Annotated in this window: 14 protein-coding genes; 11 read left to right on the plus strand and 3 right to left on the minus strand. The window is 68.0% G+C overall.

The genetic code is table 11. The features are described from left to right. Nucleotides 1-45 precede the first annotated feature (45 nt). From ABW16_RS10140 to ABW16_RS10175, 8 genes are all read left to right on the plus strand, one after another. Nucleotides 46-918: an ABC transporter ATP-binding protein gene (locus ABW16_RS10140; RefSeq protein ID WP_412178195.1), complete on the plus strand. Its 873-nt coding sequence runs from the start codon at nucleotides 46-48 to the stop codon at nucleotides 916-918. Beyond that, complete coding sequence (locus tag ABW16_RS10145; protein WP_047319026.1) at nucleotides 915-1,730, plus strand: NUDIX hydrolase; 816 nt, start codon at nucleotides 915-917, stop codon at nucleotides 1,728-1,730. Before ABW16_RS10140 ends, ABW16_RS10145 begins: the two co-directional genes overlap by 4 nt. Further along, on the plus strand, nucleotides 1,730-2,476 hold the full coding sequence (locus ABW16_RS10150; RefSeq protein WP_047319027.1) for an enoyl-CoA hydratase: 747 nt from the start codon (nucleotides 1,730-1,732) through the stop codon (nucleotides 2,474-2,476). The genes ABW16_RS10145 and ABW16_RS10150 overlap by 1 nt, the downstream gene beginning before the upstream one ends. A gap of 109 nt (nucleotides 2,477-2,585) precedes the next feature. Beyond that, nucleotides 2,586-3,614, plus strand: coding sequence for a histidine phosphatase family protein (locus tag ABW16_RS10155; RefSeq protein WP_047319028.1), 1,029 nt, complete (start codon nucleotides 2,586-2,588; stop codon nucleotides 3,612-3,614). A 240-nt stretch (nucleotides 3,615-3,854) separates the two neighbouring features. After that, the gene (locus tag ABW16_RS10160; RefSeq protein WP_047319029.1) at nucleotides 3,855-4,967 is read left to right on the plus strand and encodes a histidine phosphatase family protein; all 1,113 of its coding nucleotides are present in this window, start codon (nucleotides 3,855-3,857) and stop codon (nucleotides 4,965-4,967) included. A 145-nt stretch (nucleotides 4,968-5,112) separates the two neighbouring features. Then, the gene (locus ABW16_RS10165) at nucleotides 5,113-6,081 is read left to right on the plus strand and encodes a class I SAM-dependent methyltransferase (RefSeq protein WP_047319030.1); all 969 of its coding nucleotides are present in this window, start codon (nucleotides 5,113-5,115) and stop codon (nucleotides 6,079-6,081) included. A 26-nt stretch (nucleotides 6,082-6,107) separates the two neighbouring features. Further along, on the plus strand, nucleotides 6,108-7,271 hold the full coding sequence (locus tag ABW16_RS10170; RefSeq protein ID WP_082134037.1) for a THUMP-like domain-containing protein: 1,164 nt from the start codon (nucleotides 6,108-6,110) through the stop codon (nucleotides 7,269-7,271). 77 nt (nucleotides 7,272-7,348) lie between these two features. Beyond that, on the plus strand, nucleotides 7,349-8,047 hold the full coding sequence (locus ABW16_RS10175) for an esterase (protein ID WP_047319032.1): 699 nt from the start codon (nucleotides 7,349-7,351) through the stop codon (nucleotides 8,045-8,047). A gap of 5 nt (nucleotides 8,048-8,052) precedes the next feature. On the opposite strand, the gene ABW16_RS10180 is transcribed toward ABW16_RS10175, so the two are convergent. After that, on the minus strand, nucleotides 8,053-9,315 hold the full coding sequence (locus ABW16_RS10180) for a PQQ-binding-like beta-propeller repeat protein (RefSeq protein ID WP_082134046.1): 1,263 nt from the start codon (nucleotides 9,313-9,315) through the stop codon (nucleotides 8,053-8,055). Nucleotides 9,316-9,442: 127 nt separating this feature from the next. Between ABW16_RS10180 and ABW16_RS10185 the strand changes: the two genes are divergently transcribed. From ABW16_RS10185 to ABW16_RS10195, 3 genes are read left to right on the plus strand one after another with little or no spacing between them, the layout of a single operon-like run. Further along, nucleotides 9,443-10,183, plus strand: a complete 741-nt coding sequence (locus tag ABW16_RS10185) for an acyltransferase (RefSeq protein WP_047319034.1) — start codon at nucleotides 9,443-9,445, stop codon at nucleotides 10,181-10,183. A gap of 8 nt (nucleotides 10,184-10,191) precedes the next feature. Further along, nucleotides 10,192-11,334, plus strand: coding sequence for an FAD-dependent oxidoreductase (locus ABW16_RS10190; RefSeq protein ID WP_047319091.1), 1,143 nt, complete (start codon nucleotides 10,192-10,194; stop codon nucleotides 11,332-11,334). Beyond that, nucleotides 11,331-11,729 carry a PPOX class F420-dependent oxidoreductase gene (locus ABW16_RS10195; RefSeq protein WP_047319035.1) on the plus strand — a complete coding sequence of 133 codons (399 nt, stop codon included), beginning with the start codon at nucleotides 11,331-11,333 and terminating at the stop codon, nucleotides 11,727-11,729. The genes ABW16_RS10190 and ABW16_RS10195 overlap by 4 nt, the downstream gene beginning before the upstream one ends. Before the next feature lie 15 nt (nucleotides 11,730-11,744). On the opposite strand, the gene ABW16_RS10200 is transcribed toward ABW16_RS10195, so the two are convergent. After that, on the minus strand, nucleotides 11,745-12,590 hold the full coding sequence (locus ABW16_RS10200; RefSeq protein WP_047319036.1) for a class I SAM-dependent methyltransferase: 846 nt from the start codon (nucleotides 12,588-12,590) through the stop codon (nucleotides 11,745-11,747). A 36-nt stretch (nucleotides 12,591-12,626) separates the two neighbouring features. Beyond that, nucleotides 12,627-13,604 carry an LLM class flavin-dependent oxidoreductase gene (locus ABW16_RS10205; RefSeq protein ID WP_047319037.1) on the minus strand — a complete coding sequence of 326 codons (978 nt, stop codon included), beginning with the start codon at nucleotides 13,602-13,604 and terminating at the stop codon, nucleotides 12,627-12,629. Nucleotides 13,605-13,652 lie beyond the last annotated feature (48 nt).

The following is a 13,652-nucleotide window of genomic DNA, read 5'->3' on the forward strand; positions in this document are numbered from 1 at the left end:
TGTTCTCGGGCTAGCGGCACCCCGGTCGGTCGCCGCGGGGCCCGGATACGGCACGATAGGGCCGTGCCCGATACCGGACGTCCCACTCCCGCAACCGGGGCCGATCAGGATCTGTTGATCCACTTCGAGGGCATTTCGCTGTGCCGCGACGGGCGCACTTTGGTGGGGCCGCTGGACTGGTCGGTCGAACTCGACGAACGCTGGGTGATCATCGGACCCAACGGGGCGGGCAAGACGTCGTTGTTGCGGATCGCCGCCGCCTCCGAACATCCGTCCTCGGGCGTCGCCTATGTGTTGGGCGAACAGCTGGGCCGGGTCGACACCACGGAATTGCGAGCCCGCGTGGGCTTGAGTTCCTCGTCGATCGCGCAGCGGATACCGGGTGGGGAAACGGTCAGCGACCTGGTGATCTCGGCCGGCTACGCGGTGCTGGGACGGTGGCGGGAACGCTACGACACCGTCGACCATGAGCGGGCGATCGACTTGTTGGAGAGCCTGGGCGCCGAGCACCTGGCCGACCGCACCTACGGCACTTTGAGCGAAGGCGAGCGCAAACGGGTGCTGATCGCCCGCGCGTTGATGACCGACCCGGAGTTGCTGCTGCTCGACGAGCCGGCGGCCGGTTTGGACTTGGGCGGGCGTGAGGAGCTGGTCGCCCGGCTGGGGGATCTGGCCGCCGACCCGGACGCACCGGCCATCGTGCTGGTCACCCACCATGTCGAGGAAATCCCGGTCGGCTTCAGCCACTGCCTGCTGCTGGCCGAGGGGCGCGCGGTGGCCGCCGGCCTGCTCGACGACGTGCTCACGGCCGAGAACCTGTCGGCCACGTTCGGCCAGTCGATCTCACTGGATGTCATCGACGGGCGCTACTTCGCGCGCCGGACCCGGAGTCGAGCAGCCCACCGGAGGCGCGCATGAACGAACCCCAGCCACCACCCTTGCCGACGCGACCTGCCGCGACGGTGATGTTGGTCCGTGCGGACACTCCCGGCGGGCAGGGCCTCGACGTGTTCCTGATGCGTCGCCACGCCGCGATGGAGTTCGCCGCCGGGGTGATGGTGTTTCCCGGCGGTGGAGTCGACGACCGTGACCGCAGCACCGAAATCGCCTGGCACGGGCCGGAGCCCACGTGGTGGGCGCAACGTTTCGGAGTGGACGTCGACCTGGCCGCGGCACTGGTGTGCGCTGCCGCGCGCGAGACTTTCGAGGAATCCGGGGTGCTGTTCGCCGGCCCCGCCGACGATGCGGACCGGGTTGTCTCCGATGCGTCGGTGTATGCCGACTCCCGGCGAGCGCTGAACGCCGGCGAGCTGTCGTTCGGTGACTTTCTGCGCACCGAGAATCTGGTGCTGCATGCCGAGCTGTTGCGGCCGTGGGCGAACTGGGTGACTCCGGAGGCCGAGCGCACCCGCCGCTACGACACCTACTTCTTCGTGGGTGCGTTGCCGGTCGGGCAGCGAGCGGACGGCGAGAACACCGAATCCGACCGCGCCGGCTGGCTTACGCCCGAAGCCGCGATCGAAGACTTCGCAGCCGGCAACAGCTTTTTGCTGCCGCCGACCTGGACACAGCTGGATTCGCTCATCGGCCGCAGCATCGAGGCCGTGATGGCGGTGGAACGTCAGATCGTGGTGGTGCAGCCGGACCTGGCTCGCCGCGGCGACAACTGGGAGATCGAGTTCTTCAACTCCGACCGTTACAACGCAGCGCGCGGGAAGCGTTGGGTCTGATGAGCGAATTCGTATCGGTGCACTCCTCGACCGACGAGCCCGGGGTGGCCACCCTGGTGGTCTCGCGGCCGCCGACCAACGCCATGACCCGACAGGTCTACCGGGAGACCGCCGCGGCTGCTGCCGAGGTGTCGGCGCGCGACGACGTCGCCGCCGTGGTGTTGTACGGGGGCCACGAGATCTTTTGCGCCGGTGATGATGTGCCCGAACTGCGCACGCTGATCGCCGCGGAGGCACAGGTGTTCGCCCGCGTGCGCCACGACGCCGTCCAAGCGGTGGCGGCCATCGGAAAACCGACGGTGGCAGCGATCACCGGTTACGCGCTGGGCAGTGGTCTGGCGCTGGCGCTGGCCGCGGATTGGCGAATCAGCGGCGACAACGTCAAGTTCGGCGCCACCGAGATTCTGGCCGGCCTGGCCCCCGACGGCGGTGGTCTGGCTCGCCTGGCCCGAACGATCGGTGCGAGCCGCGCCAAGGAATTGGCATACAGCGGCCGGTTCTTCGATGCCGAAGAGGCGCTGGCTCTGGGTCTGGTCGACGAGATGGTGGCCCCCGACGGCGTCTACGACGCAGCCGTCGGCTGGGCCCGCCGATTCGTCGACAGCCCGGCGCAGGCGCTGGCCGCGGCCAAGGCATCGATCGACTCCATCGAGACCGAGCGTCCGGCCGAGCGCGCCGCCGCTGACCAACGCCGCTACGGCGAGCTGTTCGCGGCTGGTATCGGGCCCACGGACAACGGTCGTTAGGCGCCACGCCAGAACGACTTGGGCGAGTGACGGTTTCTTTTCACATTTTTATCAGCTAACGTCCAGTCAGCGGCGAAGGCCGCCTCGATGCCGGCGTTAGGAACACACCATGCAGTCAGCTGCCCTCCGCCCCTGGACCACCGCGGCCGTCGCCTTGCTGGGTGCGGGTGCCATTGCGGCCAGTCCGGTCGTGATGCCGCAGGCCGGTGCGGTTGCGGTCGACATCCTGCTGGCCGCCCAGGACATCACGCTCGACCTGGTGCGCCACGGCCAGTCGGTGGACAACGCCGAGGGCATCTTGGGCACCCTTCCGCCGGGCGCTCCGCTCACCGAACTCGGGGAGCAGCAGGCCGCCTACCTTGCCGACGACGCCAACCCGCTGCACCTTGCCGCCCCCGACTTCTACAGCGGGATCTACGCCTCCGAGTTCCTCCGCGCGCAGGAAACCGCCGGCGGGTGGCTGAGCGCCGCAGGCGCTCCGGACACACCGCTGACGATCCTCGCCGGGCTCAACGAGATCAATGCGGGATGGTTCGACGGGCAGGACCTCAACATCCTCACCGAGATCGCCTACGCCCTACCGACGTTCCTGTGGGCCTTGGGTCAGTACTGGGTGCCGATGCTGGGATCCACGATCGACCCCAACGGGGTGGCTTTCAACGATCGCGTCTCCGACGCGATCGACGCCATTTACAACAACACCGTCTCCGACCCGGAGGGCTCGCTGAGCGACGTAGCGTTCGCCCACGCCGGCACGATCGCGATCTGGACGTTGATGAACGTCAAGAACCCCGACTTCGGGCTGGTCCTCTCCGAACTACTCGAGACTCACACTCCGCTGGACAACACCGGCCAGGTCGTCATCGAAGGCAACCCCACCGACGGCTGGACGCTGGTCAGCTGGGGCGGCCACGAGGTCTCGGCGACCCCGGACCTGCTCACCGGGCTGTTCGTCGACTGGCGGGACTTGAACGTCGCGCCGCAGATCGCGACGTGGCACATCCTGGAGGCGCTGCAGGGCGGGGACCAGGCCGAAATCGCGGCCGCCCTGCAGACCGGGTTCGACCAGGTCCTCGGGGCCATCACGGCGTTCCCGCAGGCCGTGATCGACACCATCACCGGCGCGCTGAGCGGCTAGCGCGCCGTCGCATGAACCCGGCGGTTCAGCGAGGCTCGACGGAGGAGAGGCGACGCTGGGACCGCCGCATGAATCCAGTGGTTCAGCGAGGCTCGACGGAGGAGAGGCGACGCTGGGACCGCCGCATGAATCCAGTGGATTAAGCATTGACATAGGAAAACCAACGGGATATTTTCAGCGAAGTATTGCGCTACGCGTCGGAGCGTAACGGAAGCTACGGACTCGCTGAAGGAGAAGGTCATGCACCACACTCGCCCGTGGATCACCGCCGGAGTCGCCCTCGTTGGTGCTGGCCTCGTTGCTGTCGGCCCGGTGGCTCCGATAGCCGGGCCGCTGCCCGCCGTCCATTTGCCGAACATCCAGCTGACCGCAACGGACATCCTGCTCGATCTGGTCCGGCACGGGCAATCGACGGAGAACGTAACGGACTACATCGGGACGACGGCGCCGGGTGCTCCACTGACTGAACTCGGCGAGCAGCAGGCGATCACTGTCGGCGAGCAGCTGTACAACGGCGGCGACAACGACATCGCCCGGGTCTACGCCTCGGACTTCCTGCGGGCCCAGCAGACGGCGTGGCCGCTGGTCCAGTTGCTGCTGGGCAACAACAACTACGACCAGATCCCGGGAGGCCCGACCCCGCTGCTCGACCCGAGCCAGATCCTGTCCGGGCTCGGTGAGATCAATGCCGGGTGGCTGGAAGGACAGAGCGGCACCCTTCCCGGCCTCCTCTATCTCCTGCCCACCATCGCGTGGATGACCGGGGCGTACTGGGTGCCGATGCTGGGTTCGAGCATCAACCCCAACGGGATGGCGTTCCAGGACAACTACAGTGGCGCCATTCAGACCATCTACGACGCCAGTACGGCAGACCCCGACAGCACCGGGACCGACGTGGCATTTTCGCACGGCGCGGCGATCATGGCGTGGACGATGATGAACGTCAAGAACCCCGATTGGGGGCTGTTCTTGGAGACGCTCGCCGGTGACCGCGGGCTCCCCAACACCGGCCAGGTCGTGGTCGAAGGCAACCCGACCGACGGCTGGACGCTGGTCAGCTGGAATGGAACAGAGGTGGCGGAGAACCCGGGCCTGCTCACCGGGCTGTTCGTCGACTTCCGTGACCTGGTCACCGCGCCACAGATGGCGAGCTGGCACATCTGGGAAGCCCTCCTGGGTGGCGACCCCTCCGAGATCCTCGCTGCGTTGCAGACCGGCTTCAGCGACGTCTTCTCGGCGCTCGTGGAGTTCCCGCAGGCGGTGTTCGACACCATCACCGGTGCCCTGGGCGATGTCGCGGGTAGCGGCGCAGGCGACGTGCTGGGCGACGCGCTGGCGTCCTTGGCGGCCTGAGTCACAGCAGCAGCAGCCAAGCCGGGCGCGGCGTTTCCCCTCGCTGCGCCCGGCTTCGCGCTGCAGAGACCACCGCTGTGCCGATGGCGGTGACCTGCAGCGCCCGACTTCGTCGTGCTCGCAGTCCCCGCTAGGCTGACCTACCATGACCAGTACGGACCCGACGCCGAACCCGCACGCCACCGCCGAACAGGTGGAGGCGGCTCGGCACGACAGCAAGCTCGCCCAGGTGCTCTACCACGACTGGGAGGCCGAGCAGTACGACGAGAAGTGGTCGATCTCCTACGACGAGCGCTGCATCGACTACGCCCGGGGCCGCTTCGACGTGATCGTGCCTGCTGCCGACCGGGACAAGCTTCCGTATGACCGGGCGCTGGAACTCGGCTGCGGCACGGGGTTCTTCCTGCTCAACCTGATGCAGGCCGGGGTGGCGCGGCGCGGCTCGGTCACCGACCTTTCGCCCGGCATGGTCAAGGTCGCCACCCGCAACGGCCAGGCCCTCGGACTGGACGTCGACGGGCGGGTCGCCGACGCCGAGGGCATCCCGTATGAGGACAACACCTTCGACCTGGTGGTCGGCCACGCGGTGCTGCACCACATTCCCGACGTCGAACTGTCGCTGCGCGAGGTGGTCCGGGTGCTCAAGCCCGGCGGCCGGTTCGTCTTCGCCGGCGAGCCCACCACGGTCGGCAACTTCTACGCACGCCGGCTGGCCGACCTGACCTGGAAGACCACGGTCGCCGCGATGAAGCTGCCCGGGATGGGCTCCTGGCGTCGGCCGCAGGAGGAGCTGGACGAGAACTCGCGGGCGGCCGCCCTGGAATGGATCGTGGACCTGCACACCTTCGAGCCGAGCGATCTGGAGCGGATGGCGACCAACGCCGGCGCGGTCGATGTGCGCACCGCCAGCGAAGAGTTCACCGCCGCCATGCTGGGCTGGCCGGTGCGGACCTTCGAGTCGACGGTCCCACCGGGCAAGCTCGGATGGGGCTGGGCGCGGTTCGCCTTCCGCAGCTGGACGGCCTTGAGCTGGGTGGACGCCAACGTGCTGAGCCGCGTGGTGCCCAAGGGCTGGTTCTACAACGTGATGGTCACCGGGGTTAAGCCGTCCTAGAGTTCCGCACCGACGACGTCGGCTATCTGAGCTCGCCGGTCGGTGTTGCCGCCCTGGCCGAGGTCGCGGGCTTCGCGCTGACCGACGCCACCCGGCTGGCCGACATCGCCGCGCTGCGCGGCCGCTTCGGCGAGCGGACAGCCGCGCTGGTCGAGACCGTCCTGTTGCGCCGGCGTGCCGCGGCCAAGCTGGCCGAGCTGGCCGAGACGTCGGGTTGGCTGTTCACCGACGAGGCGCTGCAGCAGGCCAGTGCCGCACCGGTGGCACGGCATCGGGCCCGCCGGATCGCAGCCGCGGCACCGGGTGCCGTCGTGCATGACGTGACCTGTTCGGTCGGTACCGAGCTGGCGGCGCTGTCGGAGGTGTCGGATCGGGTTCTGGGCAGCGACCTGGACCCCGTGCGGCTGGCGATGGCGCGCCACAACGTGAGCGGGGCCGCCGTTGTTCGCGCCGACGCGCTGGCGCCGGTCAGCCGCGACACGGTGGTGCTGGCCGACCCCGGCCGGCGCGGCGGCGGGCGGCGTCGTTTCGACCCGACCGACTACCAGCCCGCCCTGGACCGGTTGCTCGACGTCTACCGCGACCGTGACGTGGTGGTAAAGGTCGCTCCCGGAATCGATTTCGACAAGGTTGGGCTGCTGGGGTTTCAAGGCGAGATCGAAATCACCTCGTGGCGCACGTCGGTGCGAGAAGCCTGCCTGTGGTCGCCCGGCCTGGCCGAAACCGGGGTGCGCCGGCGGGCAACGATCCTGGACCGCGACGAGCAGATCACCGACGCCGAACCGGCCGACTGCGACGTGCGGCCGGCGGGGCGCTGGCTCATCGACCCCGACGGGGCGGTGGTGCGGGCCGGCCTGGTCCGCCAGTACGGCGCCCGGCACGGGCTGTGGCAGCTCGACCCCGATATCGCCTACCTGTCCGGTGACCAGCTGCCGGACGGGGTGCGCGGATTCGAGGTACTCGAAACGCTGGCCTACAACGAAAAACGCCTTGGTCAGGCGCTGGCGGCCCGCGACTGCGGTGCCCTGGAAATCCTGGTGCGGGGCGTACGCGACGTGCAGGCCGATCCCGACGGTCTGCGTCGCCGGTTGCGGCTGCGCGGGTCACAGGCCCTGTCGGTCGTGATCACCCGGGTGGGGACGGGGCCGGCGGCGCGGGCTATTGCGTTCGTCTGCCGTCCGTCGCGGTGAGGCGCCCGGTAGGCTGTCGTCTTCGGGGCCATTCCTGCTTGCTGCGGCAAGGCGAGACAAAGCGAGACAAACCGACAATGCGCATTCTGGTGGCCGCCCTGTTGGCGGGCGGTGCAGTGGGCAGCTGGCTGGGTATGACCGGTATCCCCTCGGCGGGCGCGGTCTCGCCCTGTGCCGAACTGGGCGGCACGCTCGAGTCCGGGCAATGCCACGTGCACTCGTCCAACGCCAACTACACCCTGGACATGCGATTTCCGGTCGACTACCCCGACCAGCAGACCTTGACCGACTATCTGGTTCAGAACCGCGACGGGTTCTTGACCGTGGCCAAGTCACCCGGATCGCGGGACATGCCCTACGAAATGGATGCCACGTCCGAGCAGCACCGTTCGGGTCAGGCCCCCAAGGGCACCCAGAGCGTCGTGTTGAAGATCTTCCAAGACCTCGGCGGCCCGCAACCGTCGACCTGGTACCAGTCGTTCAACTACGATCTGGCGACCCGTAAGCCGATCACCTTCGAGACCCTGTTCGCGCCCAACAGCAAGCCGCTGGAAGCGATCTTTCCGGTGGTGCAGCGCGACCTTGAGCGCCAGACCGGAGTGCCGGCAATCCTGATCTCGTCGGGCTCGGGGATGGACCCGGCGCACTATCAGAACTTCGCCATCACCAACGACGACGTGATCTTCTACTTCGCGCCGGGCGAGCTGCTGCCGATGAGCTCCGGCGCCACCTCGGTGAAGGTGCCGCGCACGGCGATCCCGCCGCTGGCCATCTGACTCCGCTACGCGGGGGCGAAGCTGAACACCTGACCGGCGCTGGTGGCGACCGCCACCCGCCGGTCATTGCCGACCGACACCCCCACCGGAAACCCGCGAGCTTCGGGCAGCGGATAGCTGTTGATGGTGTGGCCGTCGGCCGGGTCGAACACCAGCAGCGACAGACCCGCCGGGCCGAGACTGGTGCCGGCGACCACGGTGTAGCCCACCTTGCCGGCCAGACTCGACGAGGACAGCGGCACGGTGTCCTCGCGGCGCCACACCTGCTCGGCGTAGTCACCGCGGTCGGTGAACGCGACCAGTTCGGTGTCGGGACCACCGCCGGAGACGATCAATCCACCGGGCGTGACCGCCGGTGGTGTTTGGGCCAGGAACTTCAGCGGCACGGACCATTTCGCTTTGCCGTCGGCGGCGTTGATCGCCCACAGGCGTTGGTCGCGTCCGTTGACGTAGACCGTCGAACCGTCGGCGGACAGCACCGGGCTGGCCAGCACCCCGGCCGCGACCGCGTCGCTGCTCCACTCCTGGGTGAGCAGCGGGACGCCGCCCGGGTGGTATTTGAGGCCGACCAAGCCGGACTCCTTGGCGCCCGGCTGCCACAGGCTCACCACCGCGATGTTGCTCTCCGGGGAGAAGGCAGGTGCGGCGGCGACCGGGCAGTCCGGCCGGGCGGCGGCGCAGTCGGACAGGCCGCGCCGGAAGTCGGTCGGGTCGATACCGTCCACCAGGTCCAACGGGGTGCCGACGACGGCGCCGCGGTGCGCGTCGAAAACCAGCACCTGACCCAAGTGGGTCACCACCAGCAGCAGGCCGTCGCCGAGGATCCGCGGCGTTGAGGGCATACCGATCACCGGTGCACGCCAGCGGATCCACTGGGTGGGCGGAAACGACAGCATGGCGCCCGGCTGGCCCACATAGACGTTGTCGAAGCCGTCGATGAGCGGGCCGAAGAACCCGCCGCCCTGATGCAGCCGAGTGCACCAGCGTTGCCGGCCGCGGTCGGCGTTCTCCCACTGCATCAGCGAGCAGCCGGCCTCGGTCTGAGCGTTGAGCATCATCCAGCCGTGGATGCCCAGGGCGGGCTGGGCTCCCAGCTCACCTTTGACCGAGCGGATCCAGTCCAGTTGCAGGTCGCTGGCTCCCGCGGTGGCGGTATGACTGCTGTTGGCGGCATCGGCGTACTGGGCCGGCCAACCCGGCGCTGGCGCGGCCTGCACCCACGAATCGGTATTGGCGCAGCCGCTCAGGGAGCCCGCCACCACCACCATGGCGATTCCGGCCAGGACACCACGTCGCCGCAACACAGTGGCAATCCCCAATCCTCGGCCGGGTGTGTGAACGAGTCCAGGTGAGGGTAGCGCGTGGCAAGAACGCGCTCGCGTAGGCTTTCCGGCCATGACGACGATGTGGGGCGCTCCAATCCACAAACGCTGGCGGGGTTCGCGGCTGCGGGACCCGCGCCAGGCCAAGTTCCTCACGCTGGCCTCGCTGCGCTGGGTGCTGGCCAATCGGGCCTACACGCCGTGGTATCTGGTGCGCTACTGGCGGCTGCTGAAGTTCAAGCTGGCCAACCCGCACATCATCACCCGCGGCATGGTGTTCCTGGGCAAGGGCGTGGAGATCCAGGCCACCCCGGAGATGTCGTACATGGAGATCGGCCGGTGGGTGCACATCGGCGACAAGAACACCATCCGGGCGCACGAAGGTTCGCTGCGATTCGGCGACAAGGTGGTGTTGGGGCGCGACAACGTCATCAACACCTACCTCGACATCGAGCTGGGGGACTCGGTGCTGATGGCCGACTGGTGCTACGTCTGCGACTTCGACCACAAGATGGACAACATCGACGTGCCGATCAAGGACCAGGGCATTATCAAGAGCCCGGTGCGGATCGGCCCGGACACCTGGATCGCGGCCAAGGTCACCATCCTGCGCGACACCAGCATCGGCCGCGGCTGCGTCCTGGGTGCTCACGCGGTGGTCAAGGGCGTCATCCCGGACTATTCGATCGCGGTGGGGGCTCCGGCCAAGGTGGTCAAGAACCGCAAGCTGGCCTGGGAGACCTCGGCCGCCGAGCGCGCCGAGCTGGCCGCCGCCTTGGCCGATATCGAACGTAAGAAGGCCGCGCAGGGCTGAGCCTTGTGGTGACGCGACCGCGGGTGGTCATAGCGGGGCTGGGCGACAGCGGCGTTCTGACCGCGATCCGGCTGGCCAAGTACGCCGACGTGGTCGGCATTTCGGTGAAACCCGCTTTGGTGAGCGGCCAAGAGCTGGGCCTACGGCTGTCTCGCCCACGCGATTGGGCGCGCGACTACTGGTTGCCGTTCGACCGGTTCCCGCGGCTGGACGCGGTGCGCACCGTGCACGGCGCGGTGAACGGCGTCGATCTCGAGGCCAGAGCAGTGACCGTCTCGTGTGCCGACGGCGTGACCCGCGATGAGCCCTACGACGCCCTGATCATTGCGACCGGGGTCAGCAATGGCTTCTGGCGCCGGCCCACGACGCAGTCCGCCGGTGACGTCGCCGCGGAGCTGTCCGCCGCTCACGACCGGCTGGCCGCCGCCGGATCGGTCATCGTCGTGGGCGGCGGGGCCGCGGCGGTGAGCAGCGCCGCCAACATCGCCCGCGCCTGGCCGGACAAACGGGTCGACCTGTATTTCCCGGGGCAGCGCCCGCTGCGTGAGCACCACCCGCGGGTCTGGAGCACCGTCGGGCGCCGGTTAGCCGACGCCGGTGTGGGGCTCCATGCCGAACACCGTGCGCTGGTGCCCGCAGGGTTCGGGTGCGACCGCATCACCGATGAGCCGGTTCGCTTCAGCACCGGCCAGGACCCGGCATCGGCTGACGCGGTGCTGTGGGCGATCGGAAAGGTGCGACCCAATACCGACTGGTTACCGGCCGAGGTGCTCGACGACGGCGGCTTTGTCCGAGTGCTGCCCGACCTGCGGGTGCCGGGACATCCCGACGTGTTCGCGATCGGCGACGTCGCGGCGACCGACCCATTGCGCAGCTCGGCCCGCAACCGGGCGGACGGCCTACTGGCCCATAACGTGCGGGCCGCCCTCACCGGCCGGCCGCTCCGGCACTACCGGCCACCCACAAGGCGTTGGGGTTCGGTGCTGGGGGTACAGCCCGAGGGCCTGGAGGTGTTCGCGCCGTCGGGGTGGGCGTTCCGGTTTCCGGCCTGGTCGATCGAGCGGGTGCTGCTTCCCTGGATCGTCCGGCGGGGCATCTATCGCGGCGTGCGCTCCAACGACCCGCTGAAAACTGCCACAATCGAGTCATGACGACACCGGCATTCTCCGATGTGTACCGGGAAAAGTACTTACTGCTCACGACGTTCACCAAGGACGGCAAGCCCAAACCGACCCCGGTGTGGGGTGCGCCCGTCGGGGACAAGCTCTTGGTCATCACCGACGACGGGTCTTGGAAAACCAAGCGGATCAAGAACACTCCGCGGGTCACCATCCAAAAGTGCGGAGCCCTGGGCAAACCCAAAGGCGATCCCGTTGAGGCGGTGGCCCGGGTCCTGCCCAAGTCCGAGACCCGGCGGGTCTACGACGCCGTCGTCAAGCGGTACTGGTGGCACGCCTGGTGGTTCGTCCCGCACTCGCTGGTGCGCGGTGGAATAGACAAGGTGCACATCGGCCTGGAAATCACCGCGGTACCTGCGAGCAGCTGACCCCGCCTGGCGTTCTCAGGCGAACTCGAGGAGCGTGTAGGCGCCTCGCAAGTTCTTCGTGGGTCCCCACTGCCAGAAGGCCGGAAACAACGTTCCGAAGAACAGGCCACGCCCTTTCGGTATCGGGACATCATGCACCGCGCTGATGCCCGGCACCGTCTGTGCCAGCCTGGCGAGCTGACGCGGCGACAGGCTGAACGGCATCGGGGGCACGCGATAGTGTCTGGATGAACGCATCCCGCGCGGCGCCAGTCTCTTGACCAGGGTCGGTGGGAGGTCGAAGAACATCTGACCGCCGGGGAAGCGTTCGGCGCACGCCGCGATGAGGTCCATCGCCTGGTGCGGCTGCAAATACATCAACAGACCTTCGGCGGTGATGAAGACGCCGGCACTGGAGTCGACCTGCGCCATCCAGCTGTAGTCCAACGCCGACTGCGCGAGGTTGGTGATGCGCGGTGACGTCGGCAGCAACCGTTCGCGAAGCCGCATCAGCGGCTCCAAATCCACTGACACCCAATGAAATCGCGGATCGGGCAGGGCAGCGTTCAAGCGCCAGAAGCTGGTTTGGAAGCCTTCGGCAAGCGCGATGACCGTCGCATCAGGGTGCTCACGCAGATAGGCCGTCGCACATCGATCAACGGCCAGCGACCGCAACGCCATCTCCTGGCCACGACGTCCGAACTTCTCGAAGTCGAACGCGATGGACTCGACGAGTCGAATCGCCTCCGGGTCATCGATGATCGCGTTGGAGTGTCCGGCCTGATACGCCCGTCCGTTGAGCGTCATCAGGGCGGTTTCCGAAACTCCATTCAGCGCACGGGCGTCGACTTTGGATTCGGCTGGGCGGTCCATCGCGCCCATGGTATCGGAGAAAACCGTTGGGCCGGGCTGTCCCAGCTAGGGTTTCAGCGCCGGCAGCACCCGTTCGACCAGCAGCCGCAGGCTTTCCCAGCCCTCGTCGAGCGGCAGCCCGCCGATCAGCGGGTGTAGGGTCACCCCGGTGCGGCCGCTGCGGCACTGCGCGACGAGCTCGTCGGGGGTGAGCACCTCGACCTTGGCGGACGCACGCAGCTCGGCAACCGTCGCGGTCGGACTCTCATTGGGGCGAGGCACCTCCGCCACCGCCCACGAACTGTATTCGGTTGCCTCGTGCAGGAAATACTCACCACATCGGGCCCACGCCGCCTCTGAGTCGGTGGTCAGATGCGTCACCGTGTTGCCGTTCTCGGGACTGAACACGAAACCCTGTTTGCCGTGGCGCACCAGTTCATCCCGGTACACCGCTTCGATCTCGGGCATCGGCATCGGCGGCGAGAACGGCAATCCGAACCGGGCCGCTCGGCGGGCGGCCGCGGCGCTCATCCCGCCGATGAAGAACACCGGATGCGGTTTGGTGTACGGCTTCGGCGTCACATCGATCAACTGGCCGTGGTACTCGAAAGGCTCGTCGCCCCAGGACTTGAGCAGCACATCGAGGCATTCGTCCATCAAGCGGCCGCGCCGCCGGAAGTCCTTACCCACGGCGTGGTATTCCGCTGGGCGGTAACCGATTCCGGCGACGAAGCTGACCCGTCCGGCGGACAGGTGGTCGAGCACCGCGATGTCCTCGGCGAGGCGCACCGGGTCGTAGAGCGGTATCAGCAGTGCGTTGATGCTGATGCGGATGTTGGTGGTGCACCCCGCGACGGCAGCGGCCAACAGCAGCGGCGCGGGCAGCCAGCCGGTGGCCGCAAGATGGTGCTCTTCGCAACCGATCGCGGTGACTCCGTGGGCGTCGGCATAGGACGCCATCTCCAACGCCGCCCGGTACCGGTCGGCATTTCCGGCGCCGGGGGCGTTCGTCATATTCAGGCGTAGGGCGCTCAGTAGTGGCATGGGATTGACCGGTCACCTCCTGGGCGTCACCGTAGCGTACGAAATGAT

The organism is Mycolicibacter heraklionensis (assembly GCF_001021505.1).
GTDB lineage: Bacteria > Actinomycetota > Actinomycetes > Mycobacteriales > Mycobacteriaceae > Mycobacterium > Mycobacterium heraklionense.

Bases quoted from the DNA above. Each gene is read 5' to 3' on its own strand.
- ABW16_RS10145 (WP_047319026.1), top strand. From the start codon at position 915: ATGAACGAACCCCAGCCACCACCCTTGCCGACGCGACCTGCCGCGACG.
- ABW16_RS10150 (WP_047319027.1), top strand. From the start codon at position 1,730: ATGAGCGAATTCGTATCGGTGCACTCCTCGACCGACGAGCCCGGGGTG.
- ABW16_RS10155 (WP_047319028.1), top strand. From the start codon at position 2,586: ATGCAGTCAGCTGCCCTCCGCCCCTGGACCACCGCGGCCGTCGCCTTG.
- ABW16_RS10160 (WP_047319029.1), top strand. From the start codon at position 3,855: ATGCACCACACTCGCCCGTGGATCACCGCCGGAGTCGCCCTCGTTGGT.
- ABW16_RS10165 (WP_047319030.1), top strand. From the start codon at position 5,113: ATGACCAGTACGGACCCGACGCCGAACCCGCACGCCACCGCCGAACAG.
- ABW16_RS10175 (WP_047319032.1), top strand. From the start codon at position 7,349: ATGCGCATTCTGGTGGCCGCCCTGTTGGCGGGCGGTGCAGTGGGCAGC.
- ABW16_RS10180 (WP_082134046.1), bottom strand. From the start codon at position 9,315: ATGGTGGTGGTGGCGGGCTCCCTGAGCGGCTGCGCCAATACCGATTCG.
- ABW16_RS10185 (WP_047319034.1), top strand. From the start codon at position 9,443: ATGACGACGATGTGGGGCGCTCCAATCCACAAACGCTGGCGGGGTTCG.
- ABW16_RS10195 (WP_047319035.1), top strand. From the start codon at position 11,331: ATGACGACACCGGCATTCTCCGATGTGTACCGGGAAAAGTACTTACTG.
- ABW16_RS10200 (WP_047319036.1), bottom strand. From the start codon at position 12,590: ATGGGCGCGATGGACCGCCCAGCCGAATCCAAAGTCGACGCCCGTGCG.
- ABW16_RS10205 (WP_047319037.1), bottom strand. From the start codon at position 13,604: ATGCCACTACTGAGCGCCCTACGCCTGAATATGACGAACGCCCCCGGC.